Annotated in this window: 20 protein-coding genes and 1 pseudogene; 10 read left to right on the forward strand and 11 right to left on the reverse strand. The window is 70.9% G+C overall.

Translation table 11 applies throughout. The features are described from left to right. Positions 1–59 precede the first annotated feature (59 nt). The 6 genes from R2J75_RS06880 (at position 60) to R2J75_RS06905 (ending at position 4,712) form a co-directional block, all read left to right on the forward strand. Positions 60–650 carry a thymidine kinase gene (locus tag R2J75_RS06880; protein ID WP_316411370.1) on the forward strand — a complete coding sequence of 197 codons (591 nt, stop codon included), beginning with the start codon at positions 60–62 and terminating at the stop codon, positions 648–650. A gap of 82 nt (positions 651–732) precedes the next feature. Continuing rightward, positions 733–1,254 (forward strand): hypothetical protein, encoded by a 522-nt coding sequence (locus R2J75_RS06885; RefSeq protein ID WP_316411371.1) that lies wholly within the window; start codon positions 733–735, stop codon positions 1,252–1,254. Between the two features lie 42 nt (positions 1,255–1,296). Continuing rightward, on the forward strand, positions 1,297–2,091 hold the full coding sequence (locus R2J75_RS06890; RefSeq protein WP_243335063.1) for a type III pantothenate kinase: 795 nt from the start codon (positions 1,297–1,299) through the stop codon (positions 2,089–2,091). Beyond that, positions 2,088–2,786 (forward strand): biotin--[acetyl-CoA-carboxylase] ligase, encoded by a 699-nt coding sequence (locus tag R2J75_RS06895; protein WP_243335064.1) that lies wholly within the window; start codon positions 2,088–2,090, stop codon positions 2,784–2,786. Before R2J75_RS06890 ends, R2J75_RS06895 begins: the two co-directional genes overlap by 4 nt. Before the next feature lie 488 nt (positions 2,787–3,274). Beyond that, positions 3,275–3,982, forward strand: coding sequence for a class I SAM-dependent methyltransferase (locus tag R2J75_RS06900; protein ID WP_316411372.1), 708 nt, complete (start codon positions 3,275–3,277; stop codon positions 3,980–3,982). A gap of 37 nt (positions 3,983–4,019) precedes the next feature. Beyond that, positions 4,020–4,712, forward strand: coding sequence for a nitroreductase (locus R2J75_RS06905; RefSeq protein WP_243335068.1), 693 nt, complete (start codon positions 4,020–4,022; stop codon positions 4,710–4,712). Positions 4,713–4,910: 198 nt separating this feature from the next. Here the strand turns inward: R2J75_RS06905 and R2J75_RS19840 are convergent. From R2J75_RS19840 to R2J75_RS06925, 5 genes and pseudogenes are all read right to left on the reverse strand, one after another. Continuing rightward, positions 4,911–5,105 (reverse strand): annotated as a pseudogene (locus R2J75_RS19840) (GxxExxY protein); the annotation flags it as partial. 136 nt (positions 5,106–5,241) lie between these two features. Continuing rightward, positions 5,242–5,996, reverse strand: a protein-coding gene (locus R2J75_RS06910; RefSeq protein ID WP_316411373.1) for an IS5 family transposase whose coding sequence is annotated in 2 segments (ribosomal slippage) — positions 5,242–5,663 and positions 5,663–5,996 — 756 coding nt in all. Because the reading frame shifts where the segments join, the coding sequence is not laid out codon by codon here. Positions 5,997–6,084: 88 nt separating this feature from the next. Further along, a complete protein-coding gene (locus R2J75_RS06915; protein WP_243335678.1) occupies positions 6,085–6,846 on the reverse strand; it encodes a LytR/AlgR family response regulator transcription factor in 762 nt (253 codons plus the stop codon). Then, a complete protein-coding gene (locus R2J75_RS06920) occupies positions 6,843–7,907 on the reverse strand; it encodes a sensor histidine kinase (RefSeq protein ID WP_243335680.1) in 1,065 nt (354 codons plus the stop codon). Before R2J75_RS06920 ends, R2J75_RS06915 begins: the two co-directional genes overlap by 4 nt. 1 nt (position 7,908) lies before the next feature. Further along, positions 7,909–8,625: a LiaF transmembrane domain-containing protein gene (locus tag R2J75_RS06925; protein ID WP_243335681.1), complete on the reverse strand. Its 717-nt coding sequence runs from the start codon at positions 8,623–8,625 to the stop codon at positions 7,909–7,911. A gap of 335 nt (positions 8,626–8,960) precedes the next feature. On the opposite strand from R2J75_RS06925, the gene R2J75_RS06930 reads away from it, so the two are divergent. Continuing rightward, entirely contained in the window at positions 8,961–11,258 is a 2,298-nt protein-coding gene (locus R2J75_RS06930) for a hypothetical protein (RefSeq protein WP_316411374.1), read from the forward strand. Between the two features lie 3 nt (positions 11,259–11,261). Here the strand turns inward: R2J75_RS06930 and R2J75_RS06935 are convergent, their stop codons facing one another. The 6 genes from R2J75_RS06935 to R2J75_RS06960 all read right to left on the reverse strand — a co-directional run bounded on the left by R2J75_RS06935 (position 11,262) and on the right by R2J75_RS06960 (position 18,797). Next, positions 11,262–11,876 carry a YigZ family protein gene (locus tag R2J75_RS06935; protein WP_243335685.1) on the reverse strand — a complete coding sequence of 205 codons (615 nt, stop codon included), beginning with the start codon at positions 11,874–11,876 and terminating at the stop codon, positions 11,262–11,264. Positions 11,877–11,949: 73 nt separating this feature from the next. After that, complete coding sequence (locus R2J75_RS06940) at positions 11,950–13,389, reverse strand: NapC/NirT family cytochrome c (RefSeq protein WP_243347381.1); 1,440 nt, start codon at positions 13,387–13,389, stop codon at positions 11,950–11,952. 57 nt (positions 13,390–13,446) lie between these two features. Beyond that, on the reverse strand, positions 13,447–14,127 hold the full coding sequence (locus R2J75_RS06945) for a protein kinase family protein (RefSeq protein ID WP_243335688.1): 681 nt from the start codon (positions 14,125–14,127) through the stop codon (positions 13,447–13,449). Positions 14,128–14,137: 10 nt separating this feature from the next. Beyond that, positions 14,138–14,818: a leucyl/phenylalanyl-tRNA--protein transferase gene (gene aat, locus R2J75_RS06950; protein WP_243335690.1), complete on the reverse strand. Its 681-nt coding sequence runs from the start codon at positions 14,816–14,818 to the stop codon at positions 14,138–14,140. Position 14,819: 1 nt separating this feature from the next. Then, the gene (locus R2J75_RS06955; RefSeq protein ID WP_243335692.1) at positions 14,820–16,904 is read right to left on the reverse strand and encodes a SpoIID/LytB domain-containing protein; all 2,085 of its coding nucleotides are present in this window, start codon (positions 16,902–16,904) and stop codon (positions 14,820–14,822) included. A gap of 282 nt (positions 16,905–17,186) precedes the next feature. Continuing rightward, positions 17,187–18,797 (reverse strand): aldehyde dehydrogenase family protein, encoded by a 1,611-nt coding sequence (locus R2J75_RS06960; RefSeq protein ID WP_243335695.1) that lies wholly within the window; start codon positions 18,795–18,797, stop codon positions 17,187–17,189. A 156-nt stretch (positions 18,798–18,953) separates the two neighbouring features. Here R2J75_RS06960 and R2J75_RS06965 point away from each other — a divergent pair, with 156 nt between their 5' ends. The 3 genes from R2J75_RS06965 (at position 18,954) to trpS (ending at position 22,150) form a co-directional block, all read left to right on the forward strand. Continuing rightward, complete coding sequence (locus tag R2J75_RS06965; protein ID WP_243335698.1) at positions 18,954–20,195, forward strand: NAD(P)/FAD-dependent oxidoreductase; 1,242 nt, start codon at positions 18,954–18,956, stop codon at positions 20,193–20,195. Positions 20,196–20,259: 64 nt separating this feature from the next. Then, positions 20,260–21,021, forward strand: coding sequence for a site-2 protease family protein (locus R2J75_RS06970; RefSeq protein ID WP_316411377.1), 762 nt, complete (start codon positions 20,260–20,262; stop codon positions 21,019–21,021). A gap of 16 nt (positions 21,022–21,037) precedes the next feature. After that, positions 21,038–22,150, forward strand: coding sequence for a tryptophan--tRNA ligase (gene trpS, locus R2J75_RS06975; RefSeq protein WP_243335704.1), 1,113 nt, complete (start codon positions 21,038–21,040; stop codon positions 22,148–22,150). The last annotated feature ends 152 nt before the right edge of the window (positions 22,151–22,302 follow it).

The following is a 22,302-nucleotide window of genomic DNA, read 5'->3' on the forward strand; positions in this document are numbered from 1 at the left end:
TCCCGGAGACCGGGCCCGGCCGCTATACTTGAACCTTCGAATGCCAGGGAGGTACGAGGGTGTCGGTCTTCTTCCGCTACGGCGCCATGAACGCCGGAAAGAGCATCCAGGTGCTCACCGTCCGCTACAACTACCAGGAGCGCCACCAGAGCGTCTTCCTCTTCAAGCCCAGCGTGGACACCCGGGACGGGGCCAACCTCATCCATGCCCGCATCGGACTGGACGCGCCGGTGGACGAGCTGATCAAGCCGGACACGGACATCGACGAACTCTTCGAGCGCACCAAGGCCCGCCAGGGTCGGCCCGCCTGCATCCTGGTGGACGAGGCCCAGTTCCTCACCCGCCGGCAGGTGGAGCAGTTCTGCGACCTTTCCGACCGGACCGGCATCCCGGTCATGTGCTTCGGCCTCCGCTCCGACTTCCGCGGCGAGCTGTTCCCCGGTTCCGCGGCCCTGCTGGCCCTGGCGGACCGCATCGAGGAGCTGAAGACCATCTGCTGGTGCGGCAAGAAGGCGATCATGAACGCCCGGATCGTGGACGGCCACGTCGTGCTGGAGGGGCCCCAGATCCTCATCGGCGGCAACGACAGCTACACCGCCCTCTGCCGCAAGCACTGGCGGGAGGGGATCCACACGCCCCCCGTGGCCTGAAGACGGCGGTCCTTGACGGACTGAATTAATTATTTATCTTAACCCTGGGGCCGGGTCCCCAGGGGGGGCCGGGATGGCCATCGTGCGACGCATCGTTTTCCTGTTGGCGGGCGGCATCCTGCCCGCCGCGGCGCCCTGGCCGGTCCTCATCGTGGAAGCGCCCCAGCCGCCGCCCCGGACGGCGGTGATCGGGGCGCCGACCCTGGTCCTGGCCTTCTGGATCCCCGTGCCCGGGGGGACCAAGAAGTTGCCCACCTACCTGGTGGGGGGCCTGGAGGGGGCGGCCCGTCCCGGCGAACCCTACCGGTTCTGCACCTTCGGGGCGCCGCGCGCGGAGGCCCACTACCATCCCGGGCGCATCGCCGAGCTGGAGGCCCTCCTGGAGCGGCGCCGGGACGAGGCGGGCCTGGCGGTGACCGTGGAGACCCGGGTGGATGTGCCCGGGCTGGGGGGCCGGGAGGTGGCCTTCCACCGGACCCAGACCCTGCCGGCGGCCGAGGTCCGGGAGATCCTCGCGCGGCTGCGGACCGGGGGCCTCCGCCTGCGGTGGGAGGGCGAGGCGGGCCGCTTCGAGGGGCTGGGGGACCTGGGCGGCCAAGGTTGATCGGGAGCCCCCCCGTGGGCCATTCTGGAAGGCGGAGTGATTATGAGCCTTCTGCTGGCCGTGGATGTGGGCAACACCAACATCGTCCTGGGGATCTACGATCTGGACCGGGGCGAGGACGCGCCGCTGGTGCACAGCTGGCGCCTGGCGACCAGCCGTGAGCGGACGGTGGACGAGTACGGCCTCTCCAGTCTGGCGCTCCTGCGCCACAACGCCATCGAAGCCGACCAGGTGAAGCACGTGGTCATCTCCAGCGTGGTGCCGCCCCTGCACCCGGTGCTGGACGCCTGGGCGCGGGTCTACTTCAAGGCCGAGCCCCTGTGGATCGAGCCCGGCATCCGCACGGGCCTCAAGGTCCTCCTGGACAACCCCGCCGAGCTGGGCGCCGACCGCATCGTCAACGCCGTGGCGGGCCTGGAGCTGTACGGGACCCCCCTCATCGCCGTGGACTTCGGCACCGCCACCACCTTCGATGTGGTGAACGAGCGCCGGGAGTACCTGGGCGGCATCATCTGCCCCGGCCTCAAGATCAGCGCCGAGGCCCTCTTCCAGCGGGCCTCCCGGCTGCCGCGGGTGGAGATCGCCGAGCCCGAGCGGCTGGTGGGCAAGAGCACCGTCCAGGCCATGCAGTCGGGCCTGTTCTACGGCTACGTGGGCCAGGTGGACGGCATCCTGGCGCGCCTCCTGGCCGAGTACCCCGGCGCCCGCGTGGTGGCCACCGGTGGCCTGGCCAAGGTCATCGCCGCGTCCAGCCAGCACATCGGCGTGGTGGCCCCCGACCTCACCCTGGACGGCCTGCGCATCCTCTGGCTCAAGAACCGGAAGGCCGGAAAGTGACCCTGACCCTCCTCCGCCTCGCCACGGTGGACTCGACCCAGGCCTTCCTGGAGCGCCACCCGGAGCTGGGCTTCTGCGGCGTGACCGCCGGGGAGCAGACCCAGGGGCGGGGGCAGGGGGGGAACGGCTGGGAAAGCGCGCCCGGGGCGGGCCTGTGGCTCAGCGCCGCCCTGCCCGTGGCGCCCCTGGCGCCGGGCATCCTCCTCCAGCGGGCCATGGGGGCGGTGATCGAGGCCCTGGAGCCCTGCGGGCTGCCCCTGGGCCTCAAGTGGCCCAACGACCTGGTCGCCTGGAAAGAAGGCAGCCTGGTCAAGCTGGGCGGCATCCTGGGGGCGGTGCGGGGCGGCCGGTTGCTCCTTGGCGTGGGCGTGAACCTCCACCGCGCCCCGGCCATCCCCGGCCGGGCCATCCCTCCGGCCGCCCTGGCCGACCTGGCGCCGGGCCCGGTGCCTGATCCGGCGCGCCTCGCCCGGGAGGTGCTGGACCTGTGGGAGGACCTGGACGTGGTCCGTCCCCCCGCCTTCCAGTGGCCGGAGCCGGAGGATGCCCTCGCCTGGGAAGGGGGCGCGGGGCGCTGCGAGGCCTGGCTGGAGGACGGCCGCCTCGCCGTGCGCACCGCCGAAGGCCGGGTGTGTCTGACCGCCGGCTACGTCCGGGGCGCCCGCCCCGATGGGCGCGTGGGCCGGCCCGCCTAGGCGCCGTCGGCGGACCCAAGGTGTTCCCTGACGTGGGTGAAGGGGCAGCTTGTTGGCGAAGCCATCCCATTCCATCCCCTCCGTCTGGGCTGATCCCTGTTGCAGCAGGGCCAGCGCCGGGATGGATCGTGGGTCGGGTTGCGGGACGTCCCTGACATCGCGTTCCAGGCACCCGGCGCCCTGGCCAGGGTTCATGGCCAACCTGCGACCTTCGACCCTGGCTTTTCGTTGACGATCGCGGGATCGGGAGGAAGGGGAATGATAAAATCATCATATATGTTTCTAGGGTTCGAAGGAGGCCTCCGGATTCCGATCCGAAGGCTTGGATGGATCGGATCCAGGTTGATATAGCTAATAATAATAGTAACTGAAGTTCTCTTGCAGCCGCGGCCCGAGGCGCGAGCGGGGTTTCCGGGCCGCCCGGAGGCCGCGCTTTCACCCTGGGCAGGGGCGGGGATTTATTTAATAATTAATTTTTCGGAGGTCCCGTGCCGCAGGAAACCGGAACCCGGACGCCCCCCCACCGCTGGCCTGTGCATGCTGCCGCCCGGAACACCCACGCGCGGGTCCTGGAGGTGGTCCGCGCGCACTGCGGGCCGCTGGCGGGGGCCCGGATCGTGGACCTGCCCTGCGGGGCGGGGGCCTTCTCCCGGGACCTGCTGGCCCTGGGCGCCGACGTGGTCCCGGCGGACCTCGCGCGGAACGAGCCCTTCCTGGGGGACCCGGGCGCCTGGCTGAAGGCCGACGCGAACGCGCGGCTGCCCTTCGCCGACGCCTCCGTGGACGCCTTCGTGTCCATCGAGGGCATCGAGCACTTCGAGAACCCCTCCTTCTTCCTCCGGGAGTGCCACCGGGTCCTCAGGCCGGGGGGCACCCTCGTCCTCAGCACCCCCAACGTGGACAGCTTCCGCTCCCGCCGGAGCATGTTCACGCACGGGTACCACCGCTACTTCAACCCCGTGAGCGCCGCGGCGCGGGATTCCGGGCACCTGCACGCCATCGACATGGTGTTCATGCGGGGCCTGATCCGGGACCTGGACCTGGAGGTCCTGGAGATCACGGTCAATCGGGCCAAGCGGCGCTGGTACTACGATCTGCTCCGGCCCTGGCTGACCCGGCGGCTCCCGCGGGACATGCGCGGGGTGGTGCCCTTCTACGGCGAGGTGATCATCTACGCCCTCAGAAAGCGGGGGTGATGGGGATACGATGGGAGTCCCCGCGTGGAGTCGCCCCATGGACACGCCCCTCCAGGCCGCCCTGGACCAGATCATGTCGAGCCGGTATTCCTGCCGGGCCTTCCTGGACACCCCGGTGCCCCGGGCGGAAGTGGAGGCCATCCTCGCGGCGGCCTCCCGCGCCCCCTCCGGCACCAACACCCAGCCCTGGAGGGTGCACGTGCTGACCGGCGCGCGCCTGAAGCGCCTGAGCGAGCGGATCCTGGCCGTGGTCCGGGATCCGGAGGCGGCCGCCGCCCACCAGGAGCCCTACGCCTACTACCCGACCACCTGGGTCTCGCCCTACCTGGAGCGCCGGCGGAAGGTGGGCTTCGACCTCTACGCCCTCCTGGGCATCCCGAAGGGCGACACCGCGCGCATGCAGGCCCAGTTCGAGCGCAACTACGGCTTCTTCGGGGCGCCGGTGGGCCTGATCTTCACCCTCGACGGGGTGATGGCCCAGGGCAGCTACCTGGACTACGGCATGTTCCTGCAGAACGTGATGCTCGCCGCCAAGGCCCGGGGCCTGGACACCTGCCCCCAGGCCGCCTTCATCCGCTGGCACCGCGTCATCGCCGAGGAACTGGACCTGCCCGCGGGCCACGGCGTGGTCTGCGGCATGTCCCTGGGCCACGCCGATCCGGCGGCCCCCGAGAACCGCCTGCGCACCGAGCGCGCGCCCCTCGCGGACTGGGTCACCTTCCTGGAATGAGCTAGGCTGTGTTCGTAATCTAGGATAGTAATGGCTAATACCCATCCGTGCCGGAGCATGGAGGAGCTGGAATAGTGAGTCTGTGCTGCAGTGCCTGATGGCGCCGCGCATTCGCAGCATCCTATTGGAACGCGGAGGCGCGGAGGATCTCGCTGAGGCTCGCGGAGAAAGGATCAAGCCCACAAGCCCCCTCCACTCGATATCCAGGAAAACCTCCCGCTTCACCTTATGGCCGGCCAGTCTCAGGGAGTGCGCCAGACAGACCTTGTAGGGATCTTCCAGGAGTCCGTGCCCCAGAGCCTTCTGGATCTCGATGGCCTCCCCGATGATGGCCTGGGTGATCTCCTTGTGCGGATGATCCTCCCCGTCGACCTCTCCCCAATGCCTTCCCATCACGCCTCCCGTTGGGACGTGTCATTGGGAGGTGGCAGGTTCCAGGAGCGCTTTCCTCCGCGACCCTCTGCGAGATCCTCCGCGCCTCCGCGTTTCATAGGATCAATGAGGATCCGGAACGCTTGTCACCCTCCGCTCATAGCCTCAGCCAGATCACGATGCAGGCCAAAGCCACCTGGGCTGAGAAACTTCGCGCCGTTTTGTCGAACCTGGTGGCCAGCGCCCTGAACTGTTTGAGCTTGGCGAACCCATGCTCGATGGCATGGCGGGCCTTGTATAGGTGTGAGTCCCAGGCCGCCGGATTCTTGCGCCGGGGATGAGGTGGGATGACGGCTGTCGCACCCATGGCCTCGATCGCCTTCCTTACCGGGTTCCCATCGTAGGCCCGATCTCCGAACACGTACTCTGCCTGCCAACCGCACAGCAATCCTTCAGCAGACCGGCTTTCATGGGCTTGCCCCGGAGTGACCAGGAAATCCAAAGGATTACCGTGGGCATCGCAGATCAAATGGATCTTGGTCGAGCATCCACCCCGAGATCGTCCGAGCGCCTGGTTCCAGAGCCCCCCCTTTTGCCTGCTGAAGGTTGATGAGCGCGAAGGATGGTGCCATCCGGCATGACCCACTCCAGGTCGGCTTCCTTGCGCAGGAACTCCAGGATCCTTTGCCACACGCCGCGCTTGGTCCAGGCCTCAAATCGCGTGTACACGCTTCTCCAAGGTCCAAATTCCTCCGGCAGGTCCCTCCACGGCGCCCCAGTCCTGTGCCTCCACAGGATCGCCTCCACCATGGGACGGTTGGGGTGACGGGATCGCCCCATCCCTCCACGCTCTGGCGGAAGGAGCGGTTCAAGCTTTGCCCACATGGCATCGGTCAGGAAACTTCTCGGCATCGTTACCCCAGGAAAATTCGTGGTGTACGAGCCTTTACGTATGAGTACAAGTTAACTATTTATCTAATCTATAGATTCCGAACACAGCCTAGAGGCTCTGGTCCAGCACCGTCTTGAGGCGGGCGTAGCCGCTCTTGCTGACGGGGAGGCGGTTGCCGTCGGTGAGGACGGCCACCCAGCTCTCGCTGGGGGTCTGCTCCAGGCGCGCGAGGCGGTCCAGCTGGATGATGAAGCTGCGGTGGATGCGCAGGAAGCGCTTGGGGTCCAGGCGCTGCTCCAGGCTGGAGATGGTCTGCTGCTTCAGGTGGCTCTTCTCGGCGGTCTTGAGGAGGACGTAGTCGTCCTGGGCCTGCACGTAGTCCAGCTTGGCCAGGGGGACGAGGGAGACCTTGGCCCCGTCCTTGACGACGAGGCGGTCCAGGGGCCAATCGCTGCGGGCCGCGTCGTGGAGGACCGTGGGCTGGGGGCCGGTGGCGTCGCCCTGGTCGCAGCGCGCCTTGGCGCGCACGAGGGCCTCCTCGAAGCGGTCGGCGCTGAAGGGCTTGAGGAGGTAGTCCACGGCGTGGACCTCGAAGGCCTTGAGGGCGTGCTGGTCGTACGCGGTGATGAAGACGACGGTGGGCTGGGGGTCCAGGATCTCCAGCACCTCGAAGCCCGTGAGCTTGGGCATCTGGATGTCCAGGAACATGAGGTCGGGGCGGTGCTCGGCGCAGGCCTTCACGGCCTCGAAGCCGTTGGGACAGCTGGCGACGACGCGGATCTCGGGGTGGACGGCGAGGTGCTCGGCGACCACGGCGCGGGCCAGGTCCTCGTCGTCGACGATGATGGCGGTGTAGGTGCGTTCGCTCATGGCTGGACCTCCGATTTGGCCGGGAAGACCATCAGGACCCTGTGGACGCCTTCCGCCACGCCGGCCTCGAAGCGCATGCGGTCGCCGAAGCGCATCTGCAGCCGGGAGCGCACCTGGCGCAGGCCCAGCCCCAGGCCTTCCGCCGGCGGGGTGTCCTCGTCCACGGGGTTCTCGACCCGCAGCTCCAGCGCGTTCCCCTCCCGGCGGGAGGCGACGCGCACGATCCCGCCCTCGGGCAGGCCCGCGATGCCGTGCTTGATGGCGTTCTCCACCAGCGGCTGCAGGAGCAGGGCGGGGATCTCCTCGCCCTCCGTGCCGGGCCCGATCTCCCAGGCGACCTGGAGGCGCTCGCCGAAGCGGATCTGCTCGATGGAGAGGTAGGACTTGAGGAGGCCCACCTCCTCCGCCAGCGTCACGAGGCGCTTTTCGCCCAGGCGCAGGCTGCCCCGGAGGAAATCGGAGAGCAGGATGCACATGGTGCGCGCCCGGGCCGGGTCGAGGGTGGTCAGGGCGCTGATGGAATTGAGGCTGTTGAACAGGAAGTGGGGGTTGAGCTGGGCCCGCAGGGCCCGGAGCTCCGCGTCCTGGGCCAGGATGCGCATCTCCGCCTCCCGCGCCTCGGCGGCCTTGTTGCGCTCCATGGCGTCGATCAGGTAGTGGAGGGTGAGCACGGCCAGGTAGAGCACCGCCCCCAGGCCCAGGAGGGTGGCCAGGGAGGCCCGGGTGCGGTCGTACAGGCCCGACAGGAGGTGGATGTGGCCCAGGCCCCAGGCGAGGCCCTGGGCGGCGGCCGCCCAGATGGCGGCGAGGATGCCCGCGGCGGCCATCCATGCCGTCCAGCGGCCGCTCATGTTCTCCGCGGGCAGGGGCAGGGCGCGGCAGAGGTACCACGAGGACAGGAAGAGGAAGGCCCCGATGAGGCAGAGGGGCAGGACCAGGACCAGGGCCTCGAGGAGGGGCCAGCCCTGGCTCTTGGCGACGAGGACCAGGAGGGCGGCGATGGGGACCCACCCCAGGAGGTAGGTCCCCGTGCGCGCGGAATTGGCGAGGATGGGGTTCACGTCAGTTGGAGACGACGAGGCCGCCGAAGAGCACCATCCCGGTGATCACCAGGTGCACCCTGGGGGCGCCCTCCCCGGAGGGCAGGTGGAGGGTCTTGTCGTCGAAGCCGCCGACGATGGCCGAACCCTTCATGGTGACCGCCCAGCCCTGGGGCACCTTGATCTCGCCGCCCCCGAAGAGGACGAAGGTGTCGATCCGGACCTGGGGGGCCTCGAGGGCCGCCTGGCGCAGGTCCAGCTCGAAGCCGCCGAAGATGGCCGTCAGCTCGGCGCCCTTGAAGTCCTGGCCCACCACCCGGCGCTTGGTGCCGCTGAACACCGCCGTGCTGGAGACGAAGGCGTCGCTGGCGGCCAGTTCGGGGGGGACGCCCCGGTTCCGGCGCAGGGCCTTCATGACGACGAAGACGCCCAGGGCGACGATGACGAGGGGCCCGAAGAGCTCGGAGATGTTGCCGTCGGTGAGGTTATGAACGAGGAAAAAGGCGCCGGCCGCGATGAGGACGTAGCCGCCGATGCCCTTGTCGTCCCGGCTCCGGCTCAGCTTGCCGACGCCGATGATGATGAGGATGAGGGGCCAGAGGGTGCGGACGAAGTCGTGGCCCTGGAAGAAGGGCATGTTGTCCAGCAGGGCCAGGATCCCGAAGACGATGATCGCGATGCCCAGCCACAGGCGGGTCGTAGGGGCCGGAGGGGCGTTGGGGTCGTCGTGGAGGTTCATGCAGGTCTCCCTTTCAGCCTATCAGATCGTCAGGACCGTCCGCTCTTTTGGGCGCTGGACATGGGAAGGAGCGCCAAAAGGGACGGTGTCAGCAGCGCCGAGAGCCACCACAGGAGGGCGGGGCAGCACGGGTTGATACCTTGCAGGACATCCATCGGATCCTTCTCCCTGCACCCAAGTTACGGGGCAGACCCCGCGCCGGGGGCCGCGATTCGGCGAACGCCGGGAGGGGATCGGTGAATGGCCGGAGGTCACCGGACGGACCTTTCTGGCGGGCGAGGGAACCCGCGGGTCGGCGGGATCATCTATTAATAGATCATACCAGAGGTCGACCCATGCCCCGGTCCTCCCGCCAGCGCCCCCCCTCCCCCTGGGCCCCGCGCCTCTTCCTGGGCCTCCTGCTCGCCCCGACCGCCTGCGCCGAGGTCATCCGCTTCGAGCCGCCCTTCGCCTTCACCCGGACCGACGGGAGCCGCGTGGCCCTGGAGCGGATCGACACCCGGCTCTGGTCCGCCGAGGACCTGGAGCGGCTGAGCACCCAGCTCGGGACGGCCACGGTCCGCCCCTTCCCCTACCGGGAGGCCCAGACGGGCCTCAGCCTGGCCCTGGCCGCGGGGGACTGTCTGCCGGCGGACACCCCGGGACCGGCGGAGACCAAGGGGGCGCCCGAAGGATGGCCCTTCACGGTCGAGGGCGAGGTCCACCCGGATCGCAGCCGCCGGGGGGCCGCCCGGCCCATGGCCGCCGCCCTGGGGCCCCGGGGCGAGCTCCGGGTGATGTGGGGGCGGACCCAGCCCTGGCTGGAGGTCTACGCGGACCGGACCCCCCTCGCCGTCCGGAGCCTGCCGGAGGCGGACCCCGACGCGCCCTGGACCACCGAGGCCGTCCTGGGGGACACCGGGGTGGCCTGGCCGGATCCCGACCGGACCCTGGCGGTGCTGGACACGGAAAAGGGAGGCCTCACCACCGTGACCCTGCCGGGCGGCGGGACCGAGGCCCTGGGGCCCCTCGCCTGGGGCGAGGGGGGCCTCCTGTACGCCGCCGACGCCGGGGAGGCCTGGATCTGGCGGATCCCCACCGACCGGAGCCCGGCGACGCCGGAGCGCCTGTGCCGCTTCCGCGACCTCCTGCCGGACCCGGACCAGGAGGGCGCCGTGCAGGTCCTGGCCATGGCCGCCCAGGGCGCCGACCTCTGGGTCCTGGTCCGCCACCACGGCTACGACCGCATCGTCCGGGTGGGGAAGGCGCGGACGGTTCCCCAGCGGCCCTTCCGGGCGATCACGGGGCTGCCCGAGGCCCGGATCGCCCTGGCCCCGCTGCCCACGGGCACCGCCCTGCTGCTGGGGTCCACCCTCCTCCACGTGGACCCCGGGGGGTGCGCCTCGCCCATCCCCCTGGAGGCGGCCTTCCCCGAGGGCCTGGGGGTGCCCCTGGGGCTCCAGGCCGGTCCCTCGGGCAGCCTCCTGGTGTACCTGGACGAGACCTGGCCGAGCGGGGACCGGACCGGGTCGCGCCGCCACGCCGTCCGAGTCCTGAAGGCCAAGCCCCCCCGCAGGGCCGCCGGGGACCCGCCCCGGTTCCCCCTCAAGGTGGCCGCCTGGTACGAGGACGGCCAGGGGGACCTGGCGCGCCGCCTCGCGTTCTGGCCCATCCTCGGGGAGGGGGGGCAGGCCGCCGAATCCCTGGCCGTGCGGCCCGATGGGACCCTCCTGGTCGTGGACCAGGTGAATGGCCAGGTCCTCGTCGTGGGCGGCGGGGCCCTGGCGGCCAAGGACCGCGTCCTCCGCCTCGGGGGGCGGCACGCGGACCGGTTCAGCGGCGCGTTCTTCGCGCCCAACGCAATCGCCGTGGACGCCGAAGGGGCCCTCTACGTCTCCGACGGCGGCCTGGAGCGCATCTGCCGGATCTCCGCCGACCTCAAGACCCTGGAGGTGATCGCCGAGGGCCGCGCCTTCACGGGGGTGGCGGTGGACCCCGCGGGCCACGTGTACGCGGCCTCCGAGGGGCGCATCGCGCGGCTCACGGCCGGAACCTGGGAGGAGCACGTCCTCGTGGAGGGGCTCGCGGAGGGGGCCTTCCTGGACGGGGCGGGGGAGGAGACCCCGGCCTTCGTTCCCGTCTCCCTCCTCTGGAACCGGGACGGCTCCCTGTGGTTCTGCAACGACGCCAGTTCCGGCCCGGGGGAGGGGGTCTTCCGGCTCCTGGGGGCGCGGACCGGGGGCGGTTCGGCGAAGCTGCGCCTGGAGCAGGTGAGCAGCCACTTCCTCAATCAGCTGGCCCAGGCCCCCGACGGGCGCGTGCTGGGGGTGGGGGAGGGGGGCCTCTTCGCCCTGGAGCCCGGCGAGGAACACCCTGAGCGCCCCCTGGACACGCTCCACGGCGTGGACCTCGGCGACCTCAAGCGGGTGACCCTGTCCGGCCTCGCGATCGCCCCCGACGGCTCCGTGGCCCTGGTGTCGCCCCAGGACCTGGCCCTCTACCGCCCGCCCCGGCCGGCCCTGACGTCCTGGCTGGCCCAGCGCCAGATCCGCCCCCAGCGGACGCCGCTGTGGCCCTTCCCCGCGGAGGCCCTCCTGCCGGAGGAAGCCGCCCCCGCCGAGAAGAAAGAGGAGGCGTCGCCCTCGGGCCGATAGAAGCTAGGTCCACTCCACCCGGCCGCCGCGGCTGCGCTCCGTCCAGAGGGCCTCGAGGGCCCGCTCCCGGGCCCCGTCCCCGGTCAGGGGCATGCGGAAGCGGAGGACGGCGGCGTCCCCGTCGTAGTCCTGGCCCAGCACCTCCGCCTCGGGGAAGGCCCCCAGGACCGCGTAGGGCAGGTGGGCGTGGGCGGGGTCCGCCTGGATGCGCCCGGCGCGCCAGAGGCGCACGGGCTCCAGCAGGCCCTGCTCCCGGGCGGCGGCCAGCGCCCCCTGCACGCCCTCCGTGTAGGCCTTCACGAGCCCGCCGGTGCCCAGCTTGGTGCCCCCGTACCACCGGATGCACACCGCCAGGACATCCACCACGTCCTCGCCCTCGAGGACCCGGAGCATGGGCGGGCCCGCGGTGCCCGAGGGCTCCCCGTCGTCGTCCGCGCCATGGGCGCCGCCGGCCTCGCGCCAGGCCGAGCAGTGGTGGGTGGCGTCGAAGTCGCGCTTGCGCAGGCGGTGGAGCACCGCCTCCCGCTCCGCCGCGTCGGCGGCGGGATGGAGTTCGGTGAGGAAGACCGAGGCCTTCTCCCGGAACTTGTGGAGGCATGGCGCCAGGATCCGCTGCATGGTTCCAGGATGCCACCACGGCCCACGAAAAGGGCCCCCCGCCGGAGCGGGGGGCCCTTTCCTGCGGGAGCGCCTAGCGGGTGCCCAGGTCCTTGAGGATCTTGGGATCGGGATCGTCCTGCGCCAGGATGGTGTGGCAGCTGTCGCAGTCGGCGGCGATGGTCTTGGAGCCGTCCTTCGTGGAGTGGCTGCCGTCGTGGCACCGGAAGCAGCCGCCCTCCTGGTGGCCGATCTGGTTGGGGTGGGTGCCCCAGGTCAGCTTCATCTCAGGGTAGACGTTGCGGGTGTAGGCGTCCTGCACCCCGGCCGCGGCCGCGTCCACGAGGGCCTTCTTGTCCCGGTAGAGGGCGGGGTACGAGGTCTGGTAGAAGTCCACGATGCCCTTGGCGATGGCGGCGGCGCCCTCGGCCTGGGTGCGGTAGGGGACCTTCAGGAGCTCGACGGCCTTCTTCTTGATGAAGGGCAGCTCGCGGCTGATCATGCCCTTCGTGATGCGGTGGTCGATGGCCCACTCGGGGCTCTCGAAGGCGTGGGTGGGCCGGTTGTGGCAGTCCACGCAGTCCATCTTGCGCTCGGGCCGGGGCTTCTCGCCCTCCTTGGCCTCGCCGCCGAAGTACTCGACCAGGTTGCCCTTGTCGTCGCGGTAGGTGACCTTGACGATGTTCTGCCGGCGCTCGTCGGTGGCGACGTACGAGATGCGCTCGGAGGTGTCGATGTGCCGGCCGTGGATGCCCGTGTTCTGCTCACCGGAGCGTCCGCCGATCTTCAGCATGAGGACCGTGATGGACGGCGTGTTGCCCTCGTCGTCCAGGTAGTGGTTGCGCACGAGGATCTGGTTGCCGTGGAACTTCTGCGGCCAGTGGCAGGCCTCGCAGGTCTCCTTGGCCGGGCGGAGGCTCTCCACCGGGCTGGGGATGGGCCGGTGGTAGTTGTTGAACACCACCCCGAAGAGCTGGCGCACGCCCGCCATCTTCGCCGCGAAGAAGGAATCGACGCCCGGCCCGATGTGGCACTGGGCGCAGCCCACGCGGGAGTGGGGGGAGTCGGCGAAGGCCCGGTATTCCATGATCATGGGGGTGTGGCAGGTGAGGCCGCAGAACTTGCTGGAGTCCATGTACTCGACCCCGCGCACCGTGGCGACGCCCAGGAGGGCGATGTTCAGCCCGGTGGCGATGGCGACCATGGTCAGCACCTTGCGGATGTGCCGGCTGGTCAGGTCGACCTTGGGCGTCACCTCGGGGGCCGTGCCGGCCTTGCGCATCTTCCGGAAGCGCAGCCACATGCCCAGGGGCATCATGACCAGGCCCACCAGGAAGACGACGGGCAGCAGGATGAAGAGCAGGATGCCCACGTAGGGGCTGGCCGAGTGGGGGCTGGCCAGTTCCCGGAACCAGGACCACAGCAGCGTGAAGCCGGTGCCCGTGGTCAGGATGCCGCCCAGGATGCTGATCCAGTTGTCGCCGTAAAAGAAGGCGAGCCGGAACCAGTCCGTCATCCGATCCTTCCAGTCCATGGTGGTCCTCCTATTCGGATGAGATTATCCGATATTGGCCTTTGTTGGAATCAAGGATTAGATCACAAATCCGTCGGGCGCGTGCAGTTTACGAAGGCTCCGATCCAGGCGGGCCTTGTAACGGGCGAACAGATCGCCGGCCTGGGTCCAGCGCGCCCGGTCCCAGTCCAGGGCCAGCACCCCGTCCGGGCCCACCATGAAGTTGGTGGCGTTCAGGTCCGGCGCGTGGAGGCCCCAGGCGCAGAGGGCCGCCAGGAGGCCGCGGACGGCGGGCAGGGCCTCCGGGGCCCAGGTCCGGGGCCAGGGGTCCCCCGGCGCCAGGCGGGTCAGGTAGGCGCCCTCGCAGCCCCAGAGGCGGGGCCGGAAGGCGAAGCCGAGGGGTTCCACCGTGGGGAAGCCCGCTTCCCAGAGGGCCCGGTGGACGGCCAATTCCTGGGCGAAGCGGCCGGGACCCGGGTAGACCCGTCCGTTCAGGTGGCGGACCAGGCCGCCGCGCCGGTACGGCCGGATCACGGCCGCCCCGCACCGGAACACGCCGCCCCGGCCGAAGGCGCCCCCCAGGCCCTCGGGCTCGCCCGCGGGCATCCGGGCGGGGTCGCCCACGAAGGTCCAGCCGGGGCCGAGGCCCGGCAGGTCCGCCCCCTCCACCCGGGTGAGCGGCGTCAGGGCCGGCCGGAGGGCATAGGGCCAGGCGGCGGGCAGGGGCGGCGCGCCCGGGATGGGCGGGAAGGGGGGCATGGCAGCCATTCTACTCGGCCCAGGACCCGCGGCGGGTGGGCACCTGCAGCGCCCGGGCCAGCCGGTCCAGGAACGCCGCCCGGGAGATCGTCCGGGCCCCCAGGGTCTCCAGGTTGGCGTTGGGCACCTGGCCGTCCACCAGCTGGAAGTTCCAGGCGGCCAGGGTGTCCAGGAGGGCCTGGAAGGCCGCGCGACTGGCGTAGGCCTCCAGGCTGAACATGCTCTCCCCGAAGAAGGCCGCCCCGAGGGAGACCCCGTAGAGCCCGCCCATGAGCTCGCCGTCCCGGTAGGCCTCGAAGCTGTGGGCGTAGCCCGCCGCGTGGAGGGCCCCGTAGGCCGCCTCCATCTCCTCCGTGATCCAGGTGCCGTCCTGGCCGGCCCGGGGCACCCGGGCGCACTGGGCGATGACCTCGGCGAAGCGGGTGTCCCGGCGGATCTCGAAGGGCCGGCGGGCCAGGGCCTTGCGGGCGGAGCGGGGCAGGCGCCCGTCCCCGGGCAGGAAGACCGCCCGCTCGGGCGGAGACCACCAGAGGATGGGCGACCCCTCCCCGTACCAGGGGAAGATCCCCAGGGCGTAGGCCTGGACCAGCCGTTCCACGGACAGGTCCCCCCCCACGGCCAGGAGGCCGTCGGGGGCCGACCGCCGGGGGTCGGGGAAGACCGGGGCCTCGGCCAGCGCGAAGACCGGCATGTCAGTACCCGATGGGGGTCAGCTGGATGCCCTGGTAGTAGTGCTTGAGGATGGCGTCGAAGGCGTGGCCCTCGAGGGCCATGCCGTAGGCCCCCGTCTGGTCCATGCCCACGCCGTGGCCCCAGCCGCGCCCGTAGACGATCCAGCGCCGCTGGGGCGCCTCGCCCAGGGTCAGCATGCGGAAGACGTTGTCCTTCAGGCCCAGGAGGTTCCGGATGTGCATGCCCTTGAACCGGTGGGGCCGGCGCTTCGCGTCCCGCACCACCAGCTCCGTGACCCGGCCGTTGGCGTTGTGGGTGAGTTCCAGGGCCGAGATGGTGCGGACCCCGGCGCGCTGGGCGAGGCGGTCCAGGAGGTCGGCCTCCTTGATCTCCACCTTCCAGTGGGCCGTGGGGTTGTAGCGGTCCAGGGCCGTGCCGTCCGGGTCCAGGCGCCGCACCAGGAGGGGCGCGCCGCCGGGGGCGGGGAGCCACTTGAGCCGGTCCCCCACCTGGGCGTCGGTGGCGGCCACCAGGCGGAAGCTGCCGCCGGGGGCCTCCTCGGCCAGGAGGAACCGGGGCGCCAGGGCCAGGGGGCCCGGACCGCCGCCCTTGACGCGCACCTGGCCGTCCAGGAGCAGGGTGCCCTCCTGGATCTCCGCAGGCTCCAGTTCCTGCCAGAGCCGCCCGAGCACCTGGAGGGCCTGGGCCAGGGAGGGCGGCGTGCGCCACAGGGCCGGGGGGGCGATGCCCCGGCGCACCAGGAAGGCCGCCAGGGGCTGGTCCGCCGGGGCGGGGGCCGCGTCGCCCAGGAGGTAGACCGCGTCCTGGGGCCGCTCCATGCCTTCGACCACCTCGCCGAAGCCCAGGCTCCGGGCCATCCACAGCAGCAGGTTCCGCGCGGGGGGCGCGGGGGCGCGGCCCAGGCGGGAGGCCACGGCCTCGACGGCGGGCTTCAGGTCGGCGGCCTCCGCGGGGCGGGCCATGCGCGGGGATTCCAGGAGGGACGCGGGCACGGCCCCCGACGCCGCCAGGCGCAGGATCTCCCAGCCCAGCCAGGGCGTCTCGCCCGCGGGCGCCGACGAGCCCCGGAAGGTGAGGGTGCGGGGCGCCTCGGCGTAGTTGGAGACCCCCTGCAGGTAGGGGGCCGTGCCCCCGAAGACGAAGGTGTTGTCGATGGTGGCGCCGCCCGAGTCAGCCATGAAGAGCGCCTGGATGGGCCGGCCCCCGTAGGTGGCGATGAGGCCCGACGTCTCGGACACGGCCCGGTCCGTGAGGGACTGCTCCCCGTCCCGGCCCCCGTAGACCTGGTCGGCCACGGTGTCCAGCAGGTCGAAGCCGTCCTTGGCGCGCTTGCCCAGGTTGGCGTAGGCGTAGGTGCGCGCAGCCACCGCCTGGGCCTTCAGGGCCTCCAGGGCGGGGTACTCCCAGGCGCCCATCTCCCTGGGCACCACGCCCCGCAGGTAGGTCTCCAGGTCGAGGGCGTTCACCACCGTGAGCCGGCCCTGGGCGTTGGGGAAGATCGTCGTGGCGCCGCGGTAGCGGCCCTTGCCCGCGAGGATGGCCAGGTCCCCCTTGGGGGCCAGCGCCACGCCCGTGGCCGGCAGGGGGATGCGCTCGTAGCGCTCCGTCACCGCATACAGGGCCCGGGCCTTCCGGGGCTCCCCCGCGCGCTTTTCCGTGGACACCCAGAGCTCCTCCAGGCCCACCACCCGCAGCTTCTCCAGAAGGGGCTCGGCCTGCTTCGGATGCTCGTAGTGGCCCGCCAGGACCCGCCAGGTGCCGCCGTCCGGGACCTCCACCCGGTCGGGGCGCTCCCCCAGGGCCTCCAGGCGCTTCATGAGGGCCTGGGCGTCCCGGAGGGGCAGGGGGCCGCCCACCTGGACCCGGTACTCGTCCGTGGGGTCGGCCTCTCCGCGGCTGTCCCACCAGATGCGGACCTTCTCGCCCGGGGCCAGGGTCAGCAGGGGCCGGCCCTCCAGGCTGCGCAGCTCCCCGCCCCCTTCCAGCGACACGACCCATTCCAGGGCCTGGGTGTCGAGGCCCACCCGGATCTGGGGGACGGAGGCCTGGAGGGCGGCGGCGAAGAGGACGGCTACGGGACGCATGGCTTCAGCTTACTACCGGGGCGGGGTCGGTTCCGACCGTCTGCTTGGTCAGAGCCGTGGGATCAGGGGGCGGGCCGGAAAAAGTCGGCCAGGAGGGTTGCGGTCATGAATGGTTAATTTATACTGGGAGGGTCCAACCCCGCCCGTGCCCAGGAACCTCCATGCTGCGCTGCTGTCCGACCGAACTCATCGGCATCCCGCGCCTGCGGTGGGCGGAACTGAAGGATCTCGTCCGCTGGCGCCGCAGGCGATGCCGGCGGCGGCGGCGGAGCCTCGATCCCCTCAGAGCTTGTCCCAGTGGCTGGGGTCGTAGGTGTGCCGCAGGTGGTGCGCCGTGTCGAGCTGCGCGACCCGGTGGGAGCCGGACGTGTCGTCCATGACGGCCTGCCACCGCGTGTAGGATTCCAGGGCCCAGGCCCCGGCCTCGCGGCTGCCGTTGCCGCTCCAGCCCGCGCCGCCGTAGGGGACGTGGGCCTCGGTGCCGCTGGTGGAGGCGTTGATGAAGACCAGCCCCGCGCGGACCTCCCGCTTGAACCGCTCGATGGTGCGCCGGTCCTCGGCGTAGAGGGCCGCTGAGAAGCCGTAGGGCGTCGCGTTGGCCCAGGCCAGGGCCTGATCCAGGTCCTCCACCCGGCAGAGGTTCACGGTGGGGCCCAGGATCTCCGTCTGGAAGAGCTTCATCTCGGGCGTCACGCCCTCCCACACGCAGGGCTCCACGAAGTGGCCCTTGACCACCGGGCCCAGGACGCGCGCGGTGCGGTTGTCCTCGGTGATGCGGGCGCCGCCGCGGACGAGGGCCGCGCCGTCCTCCTGGCCCATGGCCCAGTGGGCCTCGAAGGCCTTGGTGAAGCGGGCGTTGAGCATGGGCCCGAAGAACACCTCCGGGTGGGTGATGGGGTTCCCGATGGGCAGGGCGTCGGTCGCCGCCAGGAAGGCCTCCCGGAAGGCGGGGTACAGGTCCTGGTGGACCAGGATGTTGCCCACGGACGTGCGCCGCTGGCCGGCGGTGCCGAAGGCGCCCCACAGGGCGCCCTGGACGGCGGCCTCCAGGTCGCAGCCGGGCATGACCAGCAGGGGGTTCTTGCCGCTCAGCTCCAGGCTCGGGACCAGGAGGTTGCGGCCGGCGGCCTCGGCGACCAGCTTCCCGACGGCGGTGGCGCCCGAGAAGCAGAACTTCTGGTAGAAGCCCTTGTCCAGGCCGGCCACCACGTGCTTCCCGCAGCCGGTGCGGCCCTTGCCGTTGAGGATGTTCACGACGCCGGGGGGCAGGCCCGCGTCCATCATGCAACGGGCCAGGAGATAGGCGGTGGTGGGGGCGTCCTCGGAGGCCTTCCAGACCACCGTGTTCCCGCAGAGGATGGCGGGGATGACCCGGGCCGCGGGGGTGGAGAGGGGGAAGGCCCCGCCGGCCATGACGGCCACGACGCCCAGGGGGCGGCGGTAGGTGGTGATGGCGCGGTCGGGAAGCTCGCTCGGGATCGTCTGTCCGTGCAGCCGGCGGCCTTCGCCCTGGTAGTAGGCGCAGAGGTCGATGGCCTCCTGCACCTCGGCCTGGGCCTCCCTCGGCGGCTTGCCCACTTCCCGGGTGATGATGGCCGCCAGTTTGTCCTTGTGGCGGGCCAGGCCCTCGCCGATGCGGCCCACGAGGGCGCCCCGGAGGGGGGCCGGCGTGGCGCTCCAGGCCGGGAAGGCGGCCGCGGCGGCCCTGGCGGCCTTCTCCACGTCGCGCTCCCCGCATTCGGGGAAGATGCCCACCGTATCCCGGGTGTCGATGGGGGAACGGGAGTCGAAGGAGGGGAGATCCCCCTCGACCTCGCGGCCCCCGATCCAGTTGAACCCGATGACAGTCCGGCCATGGCTCGCGACCGAGGGGGCGTTCTCCTTCAGGTGCATGGGCTCTCCGAGGCTTTTGATCCAGGTAGAAGCATAGCGGGAGGCGCGGGGAATCGGCACCCCCCGGCGGCGGCCCGGGCCGGTCCGCAACTTGTGACGGCGATCCTAGCGTCCTTCCGCCCGGGTCCGGCCATACTTGCAGGTTCGGAGGAAGCCTTGCGTAGATTCGACCTTGTCGTTGTTGGCGCCGGCATCGGCGGCGGTTCCCTCGTCTACAACCTGCTGAAGCAGGGGTTCACGGGCTCCATCCTCGTGGTGGACCGGGGCGAGGCGGTGGCCACGGGGGCCTCGGCCTATTCCGCGGGCGGCTTCCGGAACCTGTGGACGACCCCCATCAACCAGCAGCTCTGCACGAAGGGCATCGAAGTGCTGAAGTCCTTCCAGGAGGACATGGGCGTCAGCATCGGGTTCCGCCAGTGCGGGTACCTCTTCACCTACTACAAGGATTCCTGGGCCCGCATCCCCGCCGCGGCCGAGATCTGGAAGGCCAACGGCGTCAACTTCGACCTCATCACCCCCGCCCAGGTGGAGGCCATCATCCCCGGCCTGCGCGCCTCCGTGGAGGCCGTGGACCCCGACGTCCGGGACTTCCTGGGCATGGAGGACATCGCCGGCGGCGTGCTCGGCCGTGACTGCGGCAGCTTCGATCCCAGCCAGGCCGCGGCCGGCTACTTCGAGCGCGCCCTGGCCGACTTCAAGGCCCGCCCCGTCCTCGAGCTCAAGACCGAGGCCCTGGCCGTGACCTTCGACGCCGCGGGCCGCGCCACCGGCCTGCGCCTCAAGGGCCCCTCGGGCGCCGAGGAGACCGTCGAGGCCGGCATCGTCGCCCTCTGCTCCGGCCCCCACACGAACAACCTGCTCCGGGCCTCCGGGTGCCCCGACACGGACCTCATGCCCATCATCAGCCAGAAGCGCATGATGTTCGTGACCGACTTCCCCGACCAGGACCCCCGCTGGGAGGACATCCCCCTCACCATCATCGACCAGGGGATCTACTTCAAGAACGAGAGCGGCAACTTCCTCATCGGCAAGGCCAAGCCCGACACCCCGGACAGCCTCGAGACCACGTTCGAGCCCGACTACTACGTCGAGGAGATCAACCTGGTGATGCAGGAGCGCATGCCCCCCACCGCCACCTGCAAGCTCAAGAGCGGCTGGGCCTACCTCTACGACACCACCGGCCCCGACCACAACGCCATCCTGGGCTGGCACGCCGAGCACCCCGGCCTCCTTCTCCAGGTGGGCTACAGCGGCCACGGCGCCATGGAGAGCCCCGCCGTCGGCATCTCCCTGGCCGAGCTGGTCCTGACCGGCAAGTACGCCTCCATCGACCTCACCCCCCTGCGCTGGAGCCGTTTCCGCGAGGGCGACCTGGTCAAGGAGACCATCGTCATCTAGCTCCCTGCGGTTTACACCGTAGAATCGAAGGACCGGGGGCGGTTCCCCGGCCCCGGAGCAGCCCTTGTTCGACAACATCCACATCGCCTCGGTCCTCGTCACGTACGTGGCCGTGCTCTTCTCCCTGAGCGTCCACGAGGCCGCCCACGCCACGGCCGCGTACCTCCTGGAGGATGACACCGCCAGGCGGCTGGGGCGCATGACCCTCAACCCCATCGCCCACATCGACCTCATCGGCACCGTGCTGATGCCCCTCATCGGCATCCTGGGGAACGTCCGGGTCCTGGGCTGGGCCAAGCCCGTGCCCGTGGATCCCAACCGCCTTACCCGCCGCTTCCGCATGCGGGTCGCCTACGCCATGGTCGCCGGCGCGGGGCCCGCCTCCAACCTCGTCCAGTCCCTCGTGTTCCTCGTGGCCCTGTGCCTCCTGATCCGCTTCGGCCTGCCCGTGGACCCCGCCCAGCGGGGCGTGGTCCTCATGCGGTCCATGTACGGCTCCGTGGAGGCCTTCCTGGCCATCCCGGGCCTCTCCGCCGGGACGGCCCTGGCCCTGACCCTCCTGGGGCGCCTCGTGGCCATCAACATCGGCCTGGCCATCTTCAACCTGCTCCCCTTCGGGCCCCTGGACGGGGCCAGCATCCTGCGGGGCTTCCTGCCCTGGCGGTGGCTGCAGTCGTACGACCGGGCCCAGCCCATCATCGGTATCGTCCTGCTGGCCTGCTTCTTCATCCTGCCCCAGGTGATCATGGCCATCCTGAGCCCGTTCTACTTCGTGGCCGAGAACCTGTACCTGTACCCCCTGGCCCGCCTCCTGCTGGGCGTTTGAGATCCGGAGTCCCCGAATGGAAGAGAAGTTCCTCCTGAACAACGACGACCGCGAGCGCGAATCCGCCACGTTCCTCGAGTCCTCCCGGCGGAGCCAGGCCATCTGGGCCGACCTGCCGAAGAACCCCCAGAAGTACCGGGTCCTCACCGGGGAGCGCCCCACGGGCCCCCTGCACATCGGGCACCTCTTCGGGACCCTGTCCAACCGCGTGAAGATCCAGGAGCTGGGCGCCACCACGTTCATCGTCATCGCCGACTACCAGGTGCTCACCGACCGGGACAGCGCGGACGCCGTGGGCACCAACGTCCACGAGGTGATCCTGGACTACCTCGCCGCCGGCCTCGATCCGGAGAACGGCCGCACCTTCTTCTTCAGCCACAGCCACGTGCCCGAGCTGAACCAGCTCCTCCTGCCCTTCATGAACCTCGTCACCACGGCCGAGCTGGACCGCAACCCCACGGTGAAGGAGGAGATCCGGGCCGCCGGCCTCAAGCAGGTCAACGCCCTGATGTACACCTACCCCATCCACCAGGCCGCCGACATCCTCTTCTGCAAGGGCAACGTCGTGCCCGTGGGCCGCGACCAGCTGCCCCACCTGGAGCTGACCCGCAAGATCGCGCGCCGCTTCAACGACCGGTTCTCCCCCGAGAACCCCGTCTTCCCCGTGCCCGACGCCCTCCTGAGCGACATCCCCCTCGTGCTGGGCACCGACGGCCAGAAGATGAGCAAGAGCCGCGGCAACACGATCATGATCCGCATGACCCCCGAGGAGACCGCCAAGGTCCTCAAGGGCGCCAAGACCGACGCGGACCGCAACATCACCTACGATCCCGTGAACCGCCCCGAGGTGGCCAACCTGCTCCGCCTCATCTCCATCTGCACCGGGGAGGCCCCCGAGGCCGTGGCCGCCGCCATCGGCGACGGCGGCGGCGGCCGCCTCAAGGCCGCCCTCACCGAGGCCCTGAACGCCTACCTCGCCCCCATGCGCGAGCGCCGCGCCCGCCACGCCAAGGACCCCGGCTACGTCAAGGACGTCCTCCGCCGCGGCGTCGCCCGGGCCCGGGAGGAGGCCGTCGCCACCCTCGAACAGGTGCGCAAGGCCATGAACATGGATCACGGCCTGCACTAGGCCCGGCAAGCCGGGGCAGCGCGCGAGGCCCTTGCGCGCCAACCCGACCTGGCGCCAAACCGGGCCGCCTTGCCGCGACCCGCGCCCGAACGGCTTTTTCCAGGCCCACGCCCCGCTGCCTTGGGGCCAACCCAACCCGAGCCGCTCGAAGG

Origin of the sequence: Mesoterricola sediminis (genome assembly GCF_030295425.1) — a bacterium.
Lineage (GTDB): Bacteria > Acidobacteriota > Holophagae > Holophagales > Holophagaceae > Mesoterricola > Mesoterricola sediminis.

Bases quoted from the DNA above. Each gene is read 5' to 3' on its own strand.
- R2J75_RS06890 (WP_243335063.1), top strand. From the start codon at position 1,297: ATGAGCCTTCTGCTGGCCGTGGATGTGGGCAACACCAACATCGTCCTG.
- R2J75_RS06905 (WP_243335068.1), top strand. From the start codon at position 4,020: ATGGACACGCCCCTCCAGGCCGCCCTGGACCAGATCATGTCGAGCCGG.
- R2J75_RS06915 (WP_243335678.1), bottom strand. From the start codon at position 6,846: ATGAGCGAACGCACCTACACCGCCATCATCGTCGACGACGAGGACCTG.
- R2J75_RS06925 (WP_243335681.1), bottom strand. From the start codon at position 8,625: ATGAACCTCCACGACGACCCCAACGCCCCTCCGGCCCCTACGACCCGC.
- R2J75_RS06930 (WP_316411374.1), top strand. From the start codon at position 8,961: ATGCCCCGGTCCTCCCGCCAGCGCCCCCCCTCCCCCTGGGCCCCGCGC.
- R2J75_RS06935 (WP_243335685.1), bottom strand. From the start codon at position 11,876: ATGCAGCGGATCCTGGCGCCATGCCTCCACAAGTTCCGGGAGAAGGCC.
- R2J75_RS06940 (WP_243347381.1), bottom strand. From the start codon at position 13,389: ATGGACTGGAAGGATCGGATGACGGACTGGTTCCGGCTCGCCTTCTTT.
- R2J75_RS06945 (WP_243335688.1), bottom strand. From the start codon at position 14,127: ATGCCCCCCTTCCCGCCCATCCCGGGCGCGCCGCCCCTGCCCGCCGCC.
- aat (WP_243335690.1), bottom strand. From the start codon at position 14,818: ATGCCGGTCTTCGCGCTGGCCGAGGCCCCGGTCTTCCCCGACCCCCGG.
- R2J75_RS06955 (WP_243335692.1), bottom strand. From the start codon at position 16,904: ATGCGTCCCGTAGCCGTCCTCTTCGCCGCCGCCCTCCAGGCCTCCGTC.
- R2J75_RS06960 (WP_243335695.1), bottom strand. From the start codon at position 18,797: ATGCACCTGAAGGAGAACGCCCCCTCGGTCGCGAGCCATGGCCGGACT.
- trpS (WP_243335704.1), top strand. From the start codon at position 21,038: ATGGAAGAGAAGTTCCTCCTGAACAACGACGACCGCGAGCGCGAATCC.